We start from the raw sequence: 17,606 nt of genomic DNA, 5'->3' as shown, positions 1-17,606 counted from the left end.
TTTTTGTTGCTCAGGTACTTAAAAAAAATATTTTATAATAGTGTTGCGGAATTAAGGTTGTTCTAAACACTTCGCCAGCTGTGACGAAATCCCATTCTCCTTCAAATCCTTTAAATCTTACTTTAGGTACAGTTTCTCCTTCTTGTGGGAACATAGATTGTAGGCTTGCCGCCTTTATTCGTTTTAAAGACGCAAGTTTCTTTGAAGTGGTTTGAATTAATGAGTCTAATGATTGGAAATAGGATGCTATCTTTTGTTGTTCTGTATAAGATAATGGTATATGCACTTCACCAGATAGGGCCGTTTCATCACTAATATTAATAGTGTTTTTTGCACCTTTATTTATGAGAGGTAGAAGGTATTTATTAAGTCTGAAATTAGGCTCAAAGTAAACACTGATATAGTTAGGATCGAAGCCCTCTTTAACATCGTATATTGCATATAAAACTGAAACTATTCCTGGTTTGTTGTTATTTACTTTAATTATTCCAAAAGGCTTTAGCTTTAGGGGAGACTTTGTATATACTATCTGCCATTTATTCAAAATTTTATAAGTGGATATATTGTTTCCTGTATAACTTCTACCCAAATGCTCTATCTGATTTACAACGCCAAATTCATCAGAAACAGAAAGAGCGTCTTCCTTTTTATATTCTAATTTGTTATTTTTTTTATTACTAACTGATAGGCACTTCTCAAGAAGAACATCACTATAGTAATCACAGAACTCCTTAAATCTTATCTCCGGCACATTCATACATTTACTTCTTTTCATCATTAATCAACTCATTAAGCCCCAAAATCGCAAACTCATCTCCGGTCAGTTCATTAATAAGACCTGACAATTCTTTTTGAGATTTTTCCACGTCCTCATTCAAATGCTTGTAACTTACGGCATACTTTTTCCCTAATGCACACACTTTATCTTCAAAAGTAGATAAGACCTCAGCGAGCGTTTCATCAATACCATAAACAATAGGATCAATCCATTTTTTATGTAGGAATAGAGAAATATCTTCGTCTGAAAGATTTTCTATCGCTTTTACAGTTTTGTCGATAAGAGTCTGCTTGGCTTCCTTAATTTGTTTGTTCTTGTTTTTCTGTTCCTCCCAGAGTTTGACAATCTTCTTCAGTTTCTCTTTAGTTTCTGCTTCCACCTCATCCTTCTTGGCTTTTGCTCCCGCAGTAATGGCTTTCTTATCAAAGGCATTTTCCTTTTCACTATCCAAATAAGCCTCAGACTCCTCTTCCGAGAAGTTTTCACGGATTTCATCCAGTTCACCGGAGATCTCTTCTACTCGCATCTGCAAATCGGCAATTGCTTTCAAATCGTCCTGAAATTTCTCCTGTTGTACCAAGTCAAAAGGAATGATGCGCCCTTTCAAACCATCTGGCACTTCAATTTCTTCGTCGCCTTTCTTTACCAGTTTATAAGCAGGTTCTACCACTCTTACCGCTTCAATGCCTTCCTGCTGTATGGTCTCAATATCGTTGGTAATGCCCTGCCAGTTGTCAGCTAACGCTTGATAGGCTGCATATCGGTCGATGAGAGGCATCCCATGCAAACGGGCAAAAATATCATCGGAAATAGCATCCAACTCTTTCTGGGGATTTGCAGTCGCTATCTGATCAATCAGCCGATGATGAACACTATCGGCAAAACCTCCGAAAGCCTGTGCAAACATCTGCTGGAAGGCTTTTACGTCTGCATTCTGTTCTATAAACGATTGAGTATCTTCGGTCTTCAACTGTGAATAAGGTTTGTCTGCATCCGCAATAAACAATTCTTCGCGCAAAGAAGGGAATGTGTCCCAATATTTTTGAAGTTCATCAATCTCGCTGTGAGGAATGCCTCCGAACATGGTGGCATAGATGTCGAACTTCTCAACAGGATCACTGGAATCTACATAACGAGGGATGTTCAGATTGTAACCGTTTTGACGGATTTCATCACGGGACACTGTACGGGAATATCCGGGAACTGTTTTACGGTCGCGTACCGTATCGGCAATACGTTTGATGTCACATTCGCGCAGCTTGTTGTTTTTTCCTTCCTTGACAAAACCCTTTGAGGCATCGATAATCAACACGTCGTCATTGTCACGATGCTGTTTGAGCACCATGATGAGGGTAGGGATACCTGTACCAAAGAAGATATTGGCCGGCAGTCCGATAATGGCATCGATGTTGTTCTTCTCAATCAAGTTGCGACGTATTTTGCCTTCCCCTTCACTATTTTCATCGGCATCACCACGGAAGAGAACACCGTGAGGAAGTACAATTGTCAGGATACCGTCTGGTTTAAGGTGATGGAGTTCATGAAGCAGAAAGGCGTAGTCGGCTTTGCTTTTAGGAGCTACACCATAATCCTTAAAACGCGGATCCAGTTCACGGTCGTTGGCATCCCACTGTTGCGAATAGGGAGGATTGCTGACAACAGCATCCACGTAAAGCGGTTTTCCGATATCTCCACCGTCAGTCTGCAAAGGCCAGTCCTCTTCCAGAGAGTCGGCACAACGAGTATTGATGTTGTCTGGTTTGATACCACGCATCACCAGATTCATACGGGTCAAGTTGTAGGTGTTTTCCTTCAGCTCCTGCGCATAGTATTTCACCTTGTTCTTGTCTTCGATATGACGCCCAACCGATTTACCGATGGTAATCAGCAAGGAACCTGAACCGCTTGTAGGGTCATAAATTTCAATTTTGTCTTTATTCTTATGGTGTTCAGCCACAATTTCAGACATCAAGATAGCCACCTCGTGAGGCGTATAGAACTCTCCAGCCTTTTTCCCGGCATTGGCTGCAAAGTTACTGATAAGATATTCATATACATATCCCAGCACGTCATAGTCCTGACGACCGTCTGTGGGAATGTCCTTGATTAGCTTGATGAGATCCTTAATGGCACGTGTCTGCGAGGCTGGGTTCTCACCCAGTTTACTCAGGCCAGCCTGTAAAGTCTTGAAGATGTTCTCGTAGACATGTTTGTAATGAGGGCTAATCAGACGGTCGAAACTGCTGAGTGCTCCGCTCAAGTCGGCTACACTAAATTCAGAATTGGGCTTCAGCCAGGTAGCAAACAGATTTTGGTATTCAATGAAGTAGCCAATGTTGTTTCTGCAATACTCCATCATCATAACTGCTTCCTGATTCTCATGATCTTCTACAAGTGTCACAATATCCTCATCAGTCCATCCGATACTGTTCAGATAGTTCACCTCATTGTCTGACAGAAATTTATAGAAAATCAAGCCAAGAATATAATCTTTGTATTCGTTGGCTTCTATCTTGGAGCGCATCTTGTTGGCAGATGCCCATATCTTATTGGCAAGTTGTTGTTTGTTCATAAAATCAATTTTAAAAATAGCTTACTCTATGTGTGAATATCATAAGCAAAGATGTAAATAAAGAATGCAGACATTCTGCATTTATTGAGAATACTTAGTATATAGGAATCTCATTCATCAGACTCTCTTAGCAGGTCCTTAACCTCCACGTTAAGTACTTTAGCTATTTGAAATAGCATTTCCAAACTAGGTTGTGCCGTATTGGTACACCATTTGGAGATGGTAGCAGGATCTTTCCCCACTTGCTCTGCCAGCCATTTATTGGTCTTTTCCTTCTCGGCGAGCATCACTTTGATTCGGTTTATTTTTTTGTTGGGCATATCTCATCTTTAATTAACAATAATACAAATATAATCCTTTTGCCTAAAAGAGCAATTGAGTTTTAATTAATAATTAGATGTAGAAGGAATTTTTATTGCGTATAATTCAATTTTTACGGTATTATGGCCGAGAACAATGCATCTAAGAGATTTTGATTAAGATAAATTGTTTACTTTTGAAGTATAGACAATCTTAAAATTGATTTTTATGAATGATAATATTGAATATGAGAAATTTACTCAAGAGATTTATAATGAGATTTTGAAGAATTTGTATGTAAAGAATATAGATGTTAAGCATAATGTGAAATTGACTGGAAAGTCAGGCCAGAAGCATCAAATAGATGTGTACTGGGAATATCAATATGATAATACCACATTTAAGATTGTAATAGAGTGTAAGAATTATAACCACACAGTATCTATTGGTAAAGTGAGAGACTTTTTTGGTGTTCTTTATGATTTGGGAGATGTCAAAGGTATAATGGTTACCAGAAAGGGTTATCAGGAAGGTGCAAAGAAGTTTGGTGAGCATTACAGGATTGATTTAATGGAATTAAGAGAACCGGAAGAGGGAGAGGCTATTGTTGCTGAAACCACATTAACTATTGATAGTCCTGTTAGACATAGACTTTTTCAGGTTGATGAAGATTGGGCTAAAGCACATGATTTTAATATCCAATTATATAAAAAACGACTGGACTGTTTGAGTCTTTCGCCTAGTAGCAACAAATGGATTAATGCAACCCATATTCCTTTAACAACTAAAGAAAATAAGATTAGAAATGCAAAAGATGAGATTATTACAGATATACAGAAATTAGAAGAAGAATTACCTGAAAATTGCGAACAAAATAAAGACTATGTATTTCCATTTGACGATGCTTATATAAAAACAGATTGCGGAAATATCAAGATTAAAGAAATCAAGTTTGAATATGAGAATCATACAGAAACAAAACAGATTAAAATTGATGCACAAAACATAACCAAGGCAATACTTAAAAATACGATTAGTAAGGAGGTACAGTTAATAGGGAAAACATATATGGACTATAAGTCCCAAATGAAGTAGTTTGTTCTTTACTTTGTTGTATGTTATTTATAAAAATTCGGACTGAATAATATCGAAGGACAACTGTACTTTCCCTCTCTATTAACGGCAAATAATGGATTTACAAAATAAAAAAGGAGAGAAAAACCTCTCCTTTTTTTAAAATCCACATTACACCTCCAACTCCTTCAACGACAACCCATAATTATATTGTCTGAAAAATCCTCTGTGGATAAGTTTCAGACCAAGGGTCTGATAATACTTGTAATCATCATCTTCGGTGCAGAGGTATTTGTACCCATAGCGCGGGGCGTACTCCTTGAAGAAGCGGGCAAGGTCTTTCAGATTTTCCTGTTGGTTTCGTTTGAAGTTGCTGCGCACAATGATAATGCTCCAGTCGGGGATGCTGCCAACGCCGCAACTGTATTCCCAGAAACGGATGTATAAATCCATTTCGCCTACATGGACAGAAACACAAATGCCGTTGGCGTTGTGTATGACGGAACAACAGTTTCTGTAACCGAATCTCTCACACAAATAGAGATTGAAATCATAAATAAAATCGGAATAGTTCATAATAATTTGAATTTTGATGGTTAATAAAAAATTGATTATAGACTGAAACCTCGCTTGCGTTTCGGTTTCTTTTTCTTCTTTTTAAGCCGGTTGGCCTGTATCGCTTCCTCCGTATCATAATCCGTAGGAGAGGGTGTGAACAATCCCACACTGATGCCGGAATGATTCTCCTGCTGGTATTCATGCCGAGGTTCCTCGCGTATGGTTGCTGCCTGTACCTGACGGTTCATGGTAGCGGAAAGAGCGTTATATCTCAGTTCCTGGTCGATGTTCAGGTAACTGAACTGACGGTCAATCTTGGAACCGCTAAAGGTCAGTTGGTCACATGTGAACTTGACACCTTGCATCTCTCCGGTCGTGCGACTTAGCTTCCATTGCGTATCAATTCCGTATTTCCGTAAGGCCAGTCTCAGCTCACTCCAGCTTCGGGCGTTCGGAACCTCTCGTTTCAAGGCATGATAGATAAAATACTTTACCTTGTCATGATGACGTAACCGCATGAAATTGACATGCTCTTTTCCTTCGGCAAAATGCAAACGGTAACGGGCTGTCAGCATCTTGCAGACCTTTTCATTCCGGTAGCGGTCGTTCTTGTCGCTGATGGTGCGTCCGTCATTATCCACACGGTTGTAAACGATATGACAATGCGGATGATTACGGTCGGTATGCCGGGCGATGATGAATTGCGTGCTCACGATTCCCATCAGCTTCATATAGTCATGGGCGATCTTTAGCATCAGCCCATCATCATCACGGATGCGATCCCCGTCCTCTGCGGAGAAGCTCAATGATATATGGCCGACCTTGTTCTTGACCTTGTTGTTCAGTAAAGTCTGCAACTCGAATTGTTCCGCTATTTCTTCAGGCGAGCCGTAGACACCAACCGCTTTCAGCAGGCGCGATTTATCTTCTTTCAGCACATAGTTTACGCACCCGGAAAACGATGTACCCTTGACAATTTTACCGATCATCCTTGAGCTGTTTTATGAGTTGTGAAATCTGTTGAATGGCGGTACTGCACTCATCGGCCACACGATAAAAACCGTAAGCATTGGCTCGTCTGGCAAGCTGGTTCAGATTTGTGCTTTCGCCAATCAGTTTTCGGATGATGTCAAGATTTTCTCTTGTAATCCGTTCGCGCACCGTACCGTGTTCGATGAGTGAACGCACTACTTCGCTTTGACTGCGTTTACTGCGTCGGCTGAGTGCTCTGAGCCAGCCGAATTGTTCGTCTGTAAGACGGATTGTAACTGTATTTTTCTTGTCCATAATATTCGCTTTTGAGATTAATAATTGTGACCATCGGGAGCTGTCTCACCTTCTTTTGAGGTGAGCAAGTGGCCGGGAAATGTAATACACCGGCATAAACTTGCTCCAGTGAAAAAGGAGTGAATCAGACATCTGACAATCATCGTTTGAAAAGTCCTTTCCGAGTATGTTGAACCGTTGCTGAAAGCGGTGCTTTCTCCACATTGACAAGCTGTAAATCGAAAGTTTCGACCAGCGTTTTCAAGGCCGGATTCAACGTGATAAGACGATTGAAAATTGCGTCCTTTGTCTCTTCTCTCAGCAGAAAATCGGCAATGTCATAACCTGCATCACGTTCTTCTTTTGTTGCGTTTCTTTCCATAAAATCGAAAAGAGAAACCTCTATTCCCAGGCTCCGGATCATCTCCATTTTACTGTTCCAATAGTCGGTCGCCCCCAGGTCGGGGAAGAGCAGAACACGTCGGTTTCTCAATACGCTCATGGCATCCCGATTAAACGCTCCATTCTTTCCACCCGAAGCAATCCAGAGGTATTGTGGCAGGTAAAAGCTGGAAATCAAAGCGCTTTTCTCACTCTCCACAAGGGCAACCGGACGCTGCTGGTCGGAGGACAAAAGGTGCTCACCAAACAGGCATTGCCGGAGATTGAAATTCTCTTTCTTCAGAAGGGAATGTACCCACGTGATGTAGTTGTGCGGCTTTTTAATCCGTCTTCCGTTTTCAGGATTGTAGAGCATCACTTTTCCGGTGCGTACCCGTCCGGAAATATCCACCTGCCAGAAGACCGTAGCTCCCGGCCAATGCTTCGAGGTTCCTACATGGTAGCGCAACATTAGCTCTTCGGTAGCCTCCTGTCCGAAATGGAAACTCAGGAACTGAAACAGCTTGTTCGTGTGATACAGTTTCAGGGACTGCCTCATGATTTCCGGCTCAATGAATGAAGGCGCAGGAGGCAGACTGATACGTGGCTTTGACATCGGCGCAAACTCTTCGCTCAATCGCTCTTTGGCCATCGGGTTCTCGTCAAAATACATTTTGGGCGTATAGTTGTAGCCGCACTTCTGTTCATGGTTGCATCGCCCTACATAATCGGGAAAGCTGATTTGCTTCTCCGTATCGATGTATTTGGCGAAACAACTTTTGCGGTGGCAGTTCGGGCATGTGTGCCGGGTGCTGACACCTTTGTATGGTTCTAATGTGAATCTGTAGTTCATTTTTCTTTCTGTTTGGATGTTACTATGCACATTTTCGCAACTTCACACCCCCCTCGGTTGCGAAAATGTGCGTAGTAACAAGGTTATTTACTGTATTCTCCATGATTCTCTTTTCTGAATAATGTTCCGATGTGTCGTTTTAGAAACATCTTGAAAGCATGCTCTTTCATCCCGTAACTTTCAGCAATGCCGATACCTTCTGCAGTTGTAAATCTCTGCGGCAGGTTCAGATAGATGTTGCGGTGCAATTCGCTCAACTGTTCCTGACTAACGGCAGTCTGCATTTTTACGGCTGTAGTCCGAAAATATTCAGTCAGCAGGATGGCACGGTTCACGCTTTCAAGGTCAATCGTACGTTTGTCGCACTCTCCACAAGTCCATCGGGCAAGCTGGATAATCAGACAAAACCGGATAATGTAGATTTCCAGTTTGCAGTAAATACCGACCAAAGCATCATTGGTTTCCATATCACATTGGCGGGCATTTTCATGCTGCCAACCGTAAAGTCGTTGCTTGGCATCTTCATCGAATGGTAGGCATTGAGGCTGCAACTCATTATTCTCGTCATGCGAACAATCCTGAGCAATCAGCTTGTCTATAATCTGTTGCCACTGGATTTCCAGTTCTTCAGAAGTTTCCCGGTCGTTCCATCTGCTTTTCAAGACAGATTCAGGCATTACGAAAAGAATACGGTCAATAAAACCGTTACTCGAACGCTCGCCCTTGACCAGTTCGCCCAGAATCTTCTTTTGGATGGTACCGATAACAGAGATATAGGGACGTTTGATAAAAATGGAACTTTGCGTACTCTTGCGGTCTGAAATCGTGGGCTTGGCATTGAACACCGAAAGCCAGAACTGTTCTTCCGAACCGTTATTATAGCGGTTGAAGTTCTTGAACCAGGCAGACAGTTCGTCCGACCAAAGGCAGAGTCCTCTGGGATTTTGGGCATGTATCAGGCTCAATCCTTCGGGAGTGATATCCGAAACAAGAAAGCGTCTGCGCACGGGAGCCTGCGGAAACTCATCCAAACCGGCTTCCATGCGTTCCTTTTTGCTCATGGACATAGTGCGTTCATACTCGGCATACAACTTCTGATATTCTTGATTCTGACAATAGTCGTGCTCGATAAACGGCTGGAAAGCGAAACTCAGCGGATGACTTTTATTGGCTCCAGGGCGTCCAATCAGTGCCATATACAGAATGGGACTTTCCAGCCAGTTGCGCTTCACCTGTACCAGATGGGAGTTGCCAATCCCCACGGCAATAGCCGCAAGGATAGCCGCAGCAACATAATCCACGGGATAGCCCTGACAATCGTGCAAACTGCTGATGATACGCTGAATCCTGATAGGAAAGACTTCTATCGGGAACTCACCACCGGACATTTTGGCTCCGATGCGTACAGCCTCGCCGATAATACCTTCTGCTGTTAATTTGGAGGTTTCCATAGCCGTGCAAATCAAAAGTTATAGCCTCCCTTTGGTTTGCGCTTCGCTCCATGTACTATCTCCGCTGCCTGTTCCTGAAGTGACATGGCCCGCATTTGCTTGCGTCCGGTCTCAATCCATTGCAGCAACTCATCTTCATAGAAGTAGAGTTTCTTTCCTCGTTTGTAAGCCGGAATCAGTCCTTTACGAGCAAGCGTGTAAATGGTAGGTTTTGCCTTTCGTGTGATTTTACAGGCTTCGTCAATTTCAATAAGACGATGCTTGTCGGAAGAAGCCTGCGGTTGCAATGCCGCCACCATCTGCCGGATTTGTTCCATCTGTTCTGTGAGATAACCTACCGCCTGCGGCAGCTTATCAAAAGTGATTTGTTCGTTTGCCATACGTACTCGTTTTTAATTGTTCGCTGGCAAAGGAAATTGGTGTTTTGATGGTGGAAAATATCACCGGAATATAACTGAGTAATAAATAAATTATGATATTTATTGGATAATTCAAATAAAACTATTATTTTCCCATTTGCTAAGAAGTTAAATATAAAGATGTTATGATTAGACATACACATTTTTCAATTAGTGGTAATACAATTGAATGTATTGTATATCTTGAATGTTTAAAAAAGGTTGGTAATAATGTTTTTGATGTCTATATAGATTTTCGTCAAATTAAAGATCTAAATCATTTTGTACAATCTAATCCTAATAATCAGATTTTTAATAAAATTGGTCCAACCTATATTGAACTCCTATCATTAAAAACAAATAAGAGATTATTGACAGGATGTTATTATAAATTAAATATTGATTTGCTTAATAGATTTGATTTTGTTGAAAATACGGAATCTTTATTTATAAAGCGTTCCTATAATTTAAACAATATGCAATATCCTGGAGTTGACACTGAAGAGATTTTACAAAAACATACTGTTTTGGATCCACAAGAACTTTTTCGTAATAAAATAAATGGTCAATTCACAATAGAAGAATTACATAATTATAATTTAAAATTATGTGTTAGAGATGTTGGACAAGCAAATTGGAATGAGTTAATAGATAATAATATTGTAAAATATGTTTATGACATAGGAGCAGAGCTACATTCTAAAATCGATGATGTAAAAAAGCTGTTTTATGAACGTGTTGACGATTATAAACGAGATAAACCAATATTAGTATTATCTCATTGGGATATAGACCATATTCAATGTATGTTATACGTTGATATTCAAACAATAAGAGATTGTTTTAGTAAATGTATTTGTATAGATATGATGAAGACTATAACATCTCTCAAAATTTATAATAATATTCTTAAGGCCTTGGGAAAAGATAATGTATATTGTATTAGACCTGCTGATCGAACTAATGGAATAACAATGCATTTATGGAATAGAATTGGCAATATTGCTTTCTATAAAGGGGAAAAAAGTAGAAATATTAATTATGCAGGGTTATGTATGTTTGTTTCAGGTAAAATAAAAAGTGCAAATTTTACAGGTGATATAAAATTGATACAAGCTAAATATGTTTATGATCAAGAAAAGGAGTTTAATTCCAATACTATAGACGGACATATATTAGTTGCTCCACATCATGGAGGTGATTATGGGAAGAAAGCTCGTAGTTATTCGCAACCTACAACAGATGTTGTAATCTCTGTTGGAGCAGGAAATAGTTATGGTCATCCTGAAAAATATATGTTATCTTATTTGCAAGAACTTTGTAGCAACAACATTAATAGGACTGATAAAAACGGGGATGTAGTAAAAAGTATATAATGTGTTATATTTACTTTGCTATATTCATATCTAATTTAATTTTGCATACTGATTCTGTGTGAGACATTTTACGCTCAATAGTTGAGATTTCCAAATCGCGGAGAGTGTGGTCAAAGACATTTTTAATGAATGTGGCTGTGTGAATGCGCTTTTTGCTGAACGCTTTACCAATATTCCATCCAAAGTGCATTATATCAACGCTTTTAAGTTGTGAGTCAACCTTTACAGGCGATATCTTTTGTAAGGTATCGCCTGAGCTATATTCTGCGACATATGCACATAGACGGTTGAGGTCTTCTTCACTCATATAGGCAACCATTGTTTGCTTCGTATAGTTGAGAACCTTTTCCAATTTGGTTTGAATAGCGCGATTCTTTTCTGCAATAGCATTGGTGCGCATGACTTCATATTCTGAAGGTTCGGAGATTGTTTCTTCAGTGGTAGGAGCAGACTCAATGACATCAGGTGTAGCTTGGTTTGAATCTTTGATTGTAGGGGCTTCCGGAAAAGAAACGGCGTCATTGTTATCTTTCATCTTTTGAAAAGCAGAGAAACAAAATAGAAAAGCTTCTATGCGTGGCAGCAGAAACTGATTGAAAGTTATCTGCAAACTGGAATATAGTGCTGTCAATACAATAACCGTTGCAAAAAATGCAACTGTACTACTGAAGTCATCAATACCTTTTGATAAAACAAATTGGCGGATTAAAATACCAAAGACTAGAATGACTCCAAACACCAAGGAATAAAGTGCTATATATTCTGCTTTTTTCTGATTCATGATGATATTTGCTAATTGTTCAGCTACAAATATATAGGATTATTTTTTCAAAAAATCAATAGTATTGGCCTACTATGGCCTTTTGACAATAGATTTCATCAAAAGACATAATATTACACACTAATAATCAATGAATTGTAATTATTTCAATTTTTAATGAGACTTTTATAAGAACTATACTAATTCCTGATAAAATTATTATTCTAATATTCGATTAGAGATAATATTTCTTTTGTTAGATGCTAATGTTTGGCTATAATTTAGTATCTTTATGAAACTATAAAATAGAATTATATGGCAAATCATTATAGTACATATTTCAATATTACGCATGAAGATTTAGTTAATAGAGGTGTATATAATGCATTTCTAGATAAGGATTCATTACTCCATATAGATCCATTATTATTAAAAGATTGTACAATTCCTGAATTTAAAAATGCTTATGAAGATTTTCTTCAATATTTTAGAGGTTTTGTTGCATTAACTAATGCAGCTAGAAGTAAATCGACTAAAGATAAATTTTTTAAAAGGATTGTAGATAGATACACATTAAAAGAAATTTCAAATACTGGATTAGGTTATTCAACGGGAAATACACGTGGAAGAGGTATAAGTGGAGCCTTGTCTATTCAATTAGCAGAAAGCACATACGATATTATAAAAGCAGGAATGACAGATCCTGAGATCTTTTGTCTGATGCAATTAATTGAGGATAATATGGGGCCGGATAGAATCAGTGATATGACTATTTCTATTTTACATGAACATTTTCTTGCATATACCCAACGTATTAGTGCAGAATTGAAACTGCCGACAAAACTATATAGATATTCATACGATTTATCGTTCAATGTACCATTTTATCAAAATAAACCAATACTATTTATTCCGACACAGTTCTTATGCGATTTACCATATGCTATAGACTATGATGATATAGATAGAGTTTGTGATTACAATAATAGATTGAAACAGAAAATAGCAAGTATTATAGGTGTTTGTTGGACAGAATGTCTTAAATATAAGAAATCTGATTGGAAATCTTTAATTTGCAACAATAGAGATTGCTATGATGTTGCAATTGAGTATTTTAAGAAAATTAAGGGAATACCATATGATTTTAATGAAGATAGAAAAGGACAATATAAAGATATATTACTGGCTGAATTATTAAGTAAAGTCCCATTTTTATGCAATATTGAAAAATCTAAAAACATAAAAGAAGAGGTTTATGAACTTTCATTAGCAATGTGTAATCAATTTAAAAGACTTGTAGAAGATTTGCGTCTATCAGAGCTATTATATCGCAAAGGTAGAAAACCAGATGAAACTGATTGGCAACTAATGTTATTTATGGTGGCAGACACGTATAGAAATGCTGGACAATTTGATGTTGCTATTTCTCGCGAGTCTAACCCTGGAGTTGGAGAACTTGATTTTCAAATAACACGTGGTGCAAAAGCAAATACAGTTGTGGAAATTAAACGTTCATGTAATAAAGATTTAATGCATGGATATCGGACGCAATTAGCTGCATATATGAAAGCTGAACAAGCTACAAGTGGTATTTTTATGGTTATTGTTGAGGATGACTCTATTGATTATATAAAAGCCCAATTAAATGAGGTCAAAAAAGATATGATTGATAAAGGAGAATACATTCCTAAAGTTATATTTATTAATGGGAAACATCAGCCATCTGCCAGTGCCCCCAGTTATAAAAATCCGACATTATAAATATAATGAGAAGGGAGTGTATGGTTTATAACAACACACTCCCTTTTAAATTATTTCAACGAAATCTTATTCGCCGTCTCTCGCTTCTTGGAGTTAACCAAATCAGCATAAATTTGTGTCGTGGTGACATTCTTATGCGTCAACATCTTCGATACTGTGTAAATGTCTGTGCCTAAAGAGATTTGGATGACCGCATACGAGTGCCTAAAGCAGTGGAAGGTTATGTGTTTTCTGATTCCGGCTTCGGCAATCCATTGTTTCAAGGGATGATGAGTCATGGAGCGGGTTAAGCCTTTGAAGACTTTTCCGGTGCCCCATTCGCCACACAACTCCAGTGCCTCTTGACTAATGGGGAGGGTAGCCTCGGTTTCTGTCTTTTCGGTGCAGATACGGATATAGTAACCTTGATCCGGGCCAACCTCAAAATCACGCCAGTCCAGCTTCAGAATATCACTGATACGGAGACCGGTCATACAAGCGAATAGGGAGGCTTGTTTTAAGACTGGAATCTTGCATGGCGTAGCCGCCAGTTTTTTGACTTCATCAAGTGTCAGATACTCTTTCTTGACCTCTTTCCATTCGATTTTTTCCAGAAAGTCGTTCAAGTTCTCACGCAACATCTTCTCTTTATAGGCTATTTTTAATAAGGCACGGAACGTCGAATAATAGCCAGCTGCCGAATTTCGTGAGATATAAGCATTGGGATGATTGATTTGTTTGCATTTGAGCAGGTAATCCCTGAACTTCTCGCACAGTTCCACGGTGACATCGCCAAAGGTACATTTGCCGCCGACAAATTTCTCAAAGTGATTGTAAACACAATCCCATTTCTCATACTTTTCCCGTGCCTTTGTCCGGAAGTAGGCGAGGAAATCTACCTTTTGCTTGTTCTTGTCCAGGAACCCGAATTCTTCATTGATAAGCGACTGGACACGGATACAGCGGATGGCCTCTGCCTTATTCAGCATATCCTGATTGAACATTCTTTGCTGCTCGTTCTTGGGCTTGGCATAGATGTAAATGCCGAGGAATTCCCGGCGACTCATCTTCATCGTGTAAGGATTGCGAATGGCCGGATAATAATCCAGATAAAGAGATATGCGGTCGTTACGCAATGGCTTTTGTCTCAAAGTTACGTTGGTGCATGTAAGTGTCATAGCTATATTGTTTTTTGATTAATACTTGTTTTTGTTGCAAATAAAATAGGTGTTCTAATGGTGATGTTTATCACCGGAAAATAACTTTCGACTCATTCTATCTTTGGAGGCTCAAAGAACTTGTCCAGCTCTGCCCGCAGGATCTTGGTATATTTACCGACCTTGATACGGGGAATATTATGGTATTTCACATAATGGTAGAGTTGATCTCGTGTCAGATTGAATCGCTCCATCGCTTCGGCAATGGTGTAGTATTTGGGCTCTTCTGGGGCAATGAGACCTTTGGCAATGTCCACATGCTTTTGGGAGTAGTACACCATGATGCCGACCTTCTTCTTGGGAATGGCATTCTTTGAAACAAAAGAATAGATGGCCGTCAGTGTCATACCGAACTTCTCCTGTATGTCTTGCGTGCTGTACCATTCCTTGATTTCAGGATCGGGAGCTTTCTTTGCAAAGTAGTCATCAATATGCTTTTTGCTCCAATAGGTTTTACCACGGTGAAAGGTTCGTGGAATATTATGTTCCTTAGCGATATGAAATATCCAGGAATCCTTTACGCCATACTTCTCCTTGACTTCGGCGGTGGTGTAGAAATCATTAATGGAAGGTTTGTCTCTTACCGGAATCTTAAATTCTATAGGCTTATTGAATAAGTTATCAATATCTTCCTTTTTCAATAGAAATTTATATCCAAGTCGAGAGGCTTTTAATTCACCTCTTTTCAGATAGCCATAAAGAGTAGGTCGGGTTACGCCTATGTATGTGGCAGCTTCTGTGATAGTAAGAATAGGCTTGTCTCTGATCTTCTCAATCGGCTTTTCCTTGATGACTTTTTCGACAATTTGGTTGTTAGCCTTAATAGAAGCTTCACGTTTCTTCTGTTTATACAGAAGGTTTGCACATCTGTGCGAACAACAGGTTGTAGTCATTTTATGCGCAATGAATTCTTGCTTGCACCACGCACAGATTCGTCTGATTTCAATGTTGCTACTCATGTTATTTCTCCTTATTTCTCCAATATTTTTGTATAACTCCGTAAAATCCCGTAAAATGGCGTAAAAGTTCTCCACGACCTTGCCAACGATAATCCTCAGATTTTCGTGGTGAGGTACACAAGAGGTACAAAAAATGGCGTAAAAAGGCTTAGCAACGATTATCAACGATACTTGTGCAACAAAAAAGGCGCCCCATAAAGAGCGCCATATTAATCGATTACAATCAATTTAATTCATTGATAATCAGATAGTTACTTGCCGATGCAAAAATGTTCGAAAATATTCCCAAGTACCATATCGTTCGTAACTTCCCCTGCAATATCGCTTAGATGGAAAATGCATTCGCGGATATCTTGTGAAACAAAATCTCCGGATAGATTTTCTGCTAGTCCTTGTTGGACCCGGTGGATGGCTTCCAAGGCATGGGTCAAAGCCTCGTAGTGGCGTATATTCGTGACAATGACATCGTTTTGGGTAACCGTGGGCAGGTTAGCGGCAGAGATTAGCATTTGCTGAAGCTTGTCGAGGTTGGTACGTCCTTTGGCAGAGATGGAGATGCATTGCACATTAGTAGCGGCCACGGTGAAACTGGAGTTGGGGATGGTTGAGGCATCTTGCACCAGATCGGTCTTGTTGAATACGAGAATGAGCCGTTTCCCTTCGCAACGGGGAAGTATCTGGGTAGTTAGTTGTGGTATCCGTGAGACGGCATTCGTGGCATCAACTATCCAGAGCACGATTTCCGCCTGCTCCAATTTCTGGAAGGTTCGCTCAATTCCTAGGTTCTCGATGGTGTCGTTCGTTTTGCGTATACCTGCCGTATCAATAAATCGGAAAGTTATCCCACCAAGATTGACTGTGTCTTCTATCACATCGCGGGTTGTCCCGTGTATGTCGCTTACAATGGCTCGTTCCTCGTTTAGTAGTGCATTCAACAGGGTGGATTTACCAGCGTTCGTTTCGCCGATGATGGCTACGGGCACGCCGTTCTTGATGGCATTGCCTACACTGAAGGATTGTACTAAACGGGAAATTACCTGCTCTATGCCGTCTGCTAGGAGACATAGCTCGGAGCGGTCGGCAAATTCCAGTTCTTCGTGGTCGCTGAAGTCCAGCTCCAGTTCTATGAGTGATGTGAAGTGCAGCAATTGGTCGCGTAGTGAGGCCAGCTCTTTACTGAACCCACCGCGCATTTGGCTCATGGCGAGGCGGTGAGTGGCGGCAGAGGTGGAGGCGATGAGGTCGGCCACGGCTTCGGCCTGGCTTAGGTCCATTTTGCCACCCAAGAAGGCCCGTTGCGTGTACTCACCGGGAGCGGCCAGGCGGCAACCATTACCGATGAGCAGTTGCAACACCTTCTGAAGAATATAGCTCGAACCGTGGCACATGATTTCCGTGCTATCCTCGCCCGTGTACGAGTGGGGGGCACGGAATAAGCTTACAAGTACTTCGTCTATGATGTTTTCTTCTTCATGGATATGACCGAAGGTAAGTGTGTATGGCTTGGCATCCTTCAGCTTCTTCCCCTTCCAGGCAGGGGTAAATATGCGGGATGTTATCTCTATGGCATCCGGTCCGGAGACACGGATGCATCCTATGGCTCCCCCTTGGGCGGTGGCTATGGCACAAATAGTATCTTGGTTCATTTTATCCGGCTTATTTTTATTCAGCAAAGATAATGGTTTCTTTACAAAAAAGAGAGATGACGATTCAACTTATGGGCTTTTGTTGTAACTTTGTACAAATCGATAATGGATAGATGCTTATAAAGCCTAATCCGTCTCTGTGCCCATTGTGGTCATAGCAGAACATTGCTGCTATACAGACCTGCAACGGGCACGTCAAGCAGGATGTGATGAAGTCTTTACTAAACCTTACTCCCTGGACTGGCTGAAAGAGAGGGTGAAGCATTTCTTGAAGGAT

The 17,606-nt window shown here is 40.0% G+C and carries 16 protein-coding genes; 3 read left to right on the top strand and 13 right to left on the bottom strand.

Going from position 1 to position 17,606, the window contains the following annotated elements; genetic code table 11:
- Positions 1-10: 10 nt before the first annotated feature.
- From DWY57_RS15920 to DWY57_RS15910, 3 genes are all read right to left on the bottom strand, one after another.
- Positions 11-778: a restriction endonuclease subunit S gene (locus DWY57_RS15920; protein ID WP_120164397.1), complete on the bottom strand. Its 768-nt coding sequence runs from the start codon at positions 776-778 to the stop codon at positions 11-13.
- Positions 762-3,350 carry a type I restriction-modification system subunit M gene (locus DWY57_RS15915; protein ID WP_035449451.1) on the bottom strand — a complete coding sequence of 863 codons (2,589 nt, stop codon included), beginning with the start codon at positions 3,348-3,350 and terminating at the stop codon, positions 762-764. The genes DWY57_RS15920 and DWY57_RS15915 overlap by 17 nt, the downstream gene beginning before the upstream one ends.
- Before the next feature lie 110 nt (positions 3,351-3,460).
- Positions 3,461-3,670 (bottom strand): helix-turn-helix transcriptional regulator, encoded by a 210-nt coding sequence (locus DWY57_RS15910; RefSeq protein WP_035449450.1) that lies wholly within the window; start codon positions 3,668-3,670, stop codon positions 3,461-3,463.
- 208 nt (positions 3,671-3,878) lie between these two features.
- Between DWY57_RS15910 and DWY57_RS15905 the strand changes: the two genes are divergently transcribed.
- Entirely contained in the window at positions 3,879-4,745 is an 867-nt protein-coding gene (locus DWY57_RS15905; RefSeq protein ID WP_035449449.1) for a restriction endonuclease, read from the top strand.
- Positions 4,746-4,895: 150 nt separating this feature from the next.
- Here the strand turns inward: DWY57_RS15905 and DWY57_RS15900 are convergent, their stop codons facing one another.
- The 6 genes from DWY57_RS15900 to DWY57_RS15875 form a co-directional block, all read right to left on the bottom strand.
- Positions 4,896-5,300, bottom strand: coding sequence for a hypothetical protein (locus DWY57_RS15900; RefSeq protein WP_035449445.1), 405 nt, complete (start codon positions 5,298-5,300; stop codon positions 4,896-4,898).
- Positions 5,301-5,335: 35 nt separating this feature from the next.
- Complete coding sequence (locus tag DWY57_RS15895; protein WP_035449443.1) at positions 5,336-6,271, bottom strand: relaxase/mobilization nuclease domain-containing protein; 936 nt, start codon at positions 6,269-6,271, stop codon at positions 5,336-5,338.
- Entirely contained in the window at positions 6,261-6,569 is a 309-nt protein-coding gene (locus DWY57_RS15890; RefSeq protein WP_035449441.1) for a MobC family plasmid mobilization relaxosome protein, read from the bottom strand. Before DWY57_RS15890 ends, DWY57_RS15895 begins: the two co-directional genes overlap by 11 nt.
- A 139-nt stretch (positions 6,570-6,708) precedes the next feature.
- Complete coding sequence (locus DWY57_RS15885) at positions 6,709-7,782, bottom strand: DUF6371 domain-containing protein (RefSeq protein ID WP_035449439.1); 1,074 nt, start codon at positions 7,780-7,782, stop codon at positions 6,709-6,711.
- A gap of 83 nt (positions 7,783-7,865) precedes the next feature.
- Positions 7,866-9,233 carry a DUF3987 domain-containing protein gene (locus tag DWY57_RS15880; RefSeq protein ID WP_035449436.1) on the bottom strand — a complete coding sequence of 456 codons (1,368 nt, stop codon included), beginning with the start codon at positions 9,231-9,233 and terminating at the stop codon, positions 7,866-7,868.
- Between the two features lie 11 nt (positions 9,234-9,244).
- Positions 9,245-9,613: a helix-turn-helix domain-containing protein gene (locus tag DWY57_RS15875; protein ID WP_035449434.1), complete on the bottom strand. Its 369-nt coding sequence runs from the start codon at positions 9,611-9,613 to the stop codon at positions 9,245-9,247.
- A gap of 164 nt (positions 9,614-9,777) precedes the next feature.
- On the opposite strand from DWY57_RS15875, the gene DWY57_RS15870 reads away from it, so the two are divergent.
- Positions 9,778-11,007, top strand: a complete 1,230-nt coding sequence (locus DWY57_RS15870) for a hypothetical protein (protein ID WP_035449433.1) — start codon at positions 9,778-9,780, stop codon at positions 11,005-11,007.
- A gap of 10 nt (positions 11,008-11,017) precedes the next feature.
- On the opposite strand, the gene DWY57_RS15865 is transcribed toward DWY57_RS15870, so the two are convergent.
- A complete protein-coding gene (locus DWY57_RS15865; RefSeq protein WP_035449431.1) occupies positions 11,018-11,788 on the bottom strand; it encodes a hypothetical protein in 771 nt (256 codons plus the stop codon).
- Between the two features lie 294 nt (positions 11,789-12,082).
- Here DWY57_RS15865 and DWY57_RS15860 point away from each other — a divergent pair, with 294 nt between their 5' ends.
- Positions 12,083-13,528 (top strand): hypothetical protein, encoded by a 1,446-nt coding sequence (locus DWY57_RS15860; RefSeq protein ID WP_035449430.1) that lies wholly within the window; start codon positions 12,083-12,085, stop codon positions 13,526-13,528.
- 50 nt (positions 13,529-13,578) lie between these two features.
- Here the strand turns inward: DWY57_RS15860 and DWY57_RS15855 are convergent, their stop codons facing one another.
- The 3 genes from DWY57_RS15855 to mnmE all read right to left on the bottom strand — a co-directional run bounded on the left by DWY57_RS15855 (position 13,579) and on the right by mnmE (position 17,329).
- Positions 13,579-14,685, bottom strand: a complete 1,107-nt coding sequence (locus tag DWY57_RS15855) for a site-specific integrase (protein ID WP_035449428.1) — start codon at positions 14,683-14,685, stop codon at positions 13,579-13,581.
- 92 nt (positions 14,686-14,777) lie between these two features.
- Entirely contained in the window at positions 14,778-15,683 is a 906-nt protein-coding gene (locus tag DWY57_RS15850; RefSeq protein ID WP_119962055.1) for a helix-turn-helix domain-containing protein, read from the bottom strand.
- Between the two features lie 251 nt (positions 15,684-15,934).
- Positions 15,935-17,329, bottom strand: a complete 1,395-nt coding sequence (mnmE, locus tag DWY57_RS15845) for a tRNA uridine-5-carboxymethylaminomethyl(34) synthesis GTPase MnmE (protein ID WP_119962054.1) — start codon at positions 17,327-17,329, stop codon at positions 15,935-15,937.
- Between the last annotated feature and the right edge of the window lie 277 nt (positions 17,330-17,606).

The organism is Bacteroides sp. AF25-5LB (assembly GCF_003602965.1).
GTDB lineage: Bacteria > Bacteroidota > Bacteroidia > Bacteroidales > Bacteroidaceae > Bacteroides > Bacteroides uniformis.
The sequence above is the reverse complement of the archived record's forward strand: the minus strand, read 5'-3'. Positions and strand labels throughout refer to the sequence as shown.

Coding starts and splice junctions, on each gene's coding strand:
- DWY57_RS15900 (WP_035449445.1), bottom strand. CDS start 5,300: ATGAACTATTCCGATTTTATTTATGATTTCAATCTCTATTTGTGTGAG.
- DWY57_RS15855 (WP_035449428.1), bottom strand. CDS start 14,685: ATGACACTTACATGCACCAACGTAACTTTGAGACAAAAGCCATTGCGT.
- DWY57_RS15860 (WP_035449430.1), top strand. CDS start 12,083: ATGGCAAATCATTATAGTACATATTTCAATATTACGCATGAAGATTTA.
- DWY57_RS15920 (WP_120164397.1), bottom strand. CDS start 778: ATGATGAAAAGAAGTAAATGTATGAATGTGCCGGAGATAAGATTTAAG.
- DWY57_RS15915 (WP_035449451.1), bottom strand. CDS start 3,350: ATGAACAAACAACAACTTGCCAATAAGATATGGGCATCTGCCAACAAG.
- DWY57_RS15890 (WP_035449441.1), bottom strand. CDS start 6,569: ATGGACAAGAAAAATACAGTTACAATCCGTCTTACAGACGAACAATTC.
- DWY57_RS15870 (WP_035449433.1), top strand. CDS start 9,778: ATGATTAGACATACACATTTTTCAATTAGTGGTAATACAATTGAATGT.
- mnmE (WP_119962054.1), bottom strand. CDS start 17,329: ATGAACCAAGATACTATTTGTGCCATAGCCACCGCCCAAGGGGGAGCC.
- DWY57_RS15850 (WP_119962055.1), bottom strand. CDS start 15,683: ATGAGTAGCAACATTGAAATCAGACGAATCTGTGCGTGGTGCAAGCAA.
- DWY57_RS15875 (WP_035449434.1), bottom strand. CDS start 9,613: ATGGCAAACGAACAAATCACTTTTGATAAGCTGCCGCAGGCGGTAGGT.
- DWY57_RS15895 (WP_035449443.1), bottom strand. CDS start 6,271: ATGATCGGTAAAATTGTCAAGGGTACATCGTTTTCCGGGTGCGTAAAC.
- DWY57_RS15865 (WP_035449431.1), bottom strand. CDS start 11,788: ATGAATCAGAAAAAAGCAGAATATATAGCACTTTATTCCTTGGTGTTT.
- DWY57_RS15910 (WP_035449450.1), bottom strand. CDS start 3,670: ATGCCCAACAAAAAAATAAACCGAATCAAAGTGATGCTCGCCGAGAAG.
- DWY57_RS15885 (WP_035449439.1), bottom strand. CDS start 7,782: ATGAACTACAGATTCACATTAGAACCATACAAAGGTGTCAGCACCCGG.
- DWY57_RS15905 (WP_035449449.1), top strand. CDS start 3,879: ATGAATGATAATATTGAATATGAGAAATTTACTCAAGAGATTTATAAT.
- DWY57_RS15880 (WP_035449436.1), bottom strand. CDS start 9,233: ATGGAAACCTCCAAATTAACAGCAGAAGGTATTATCGGCGAGGCTGTA.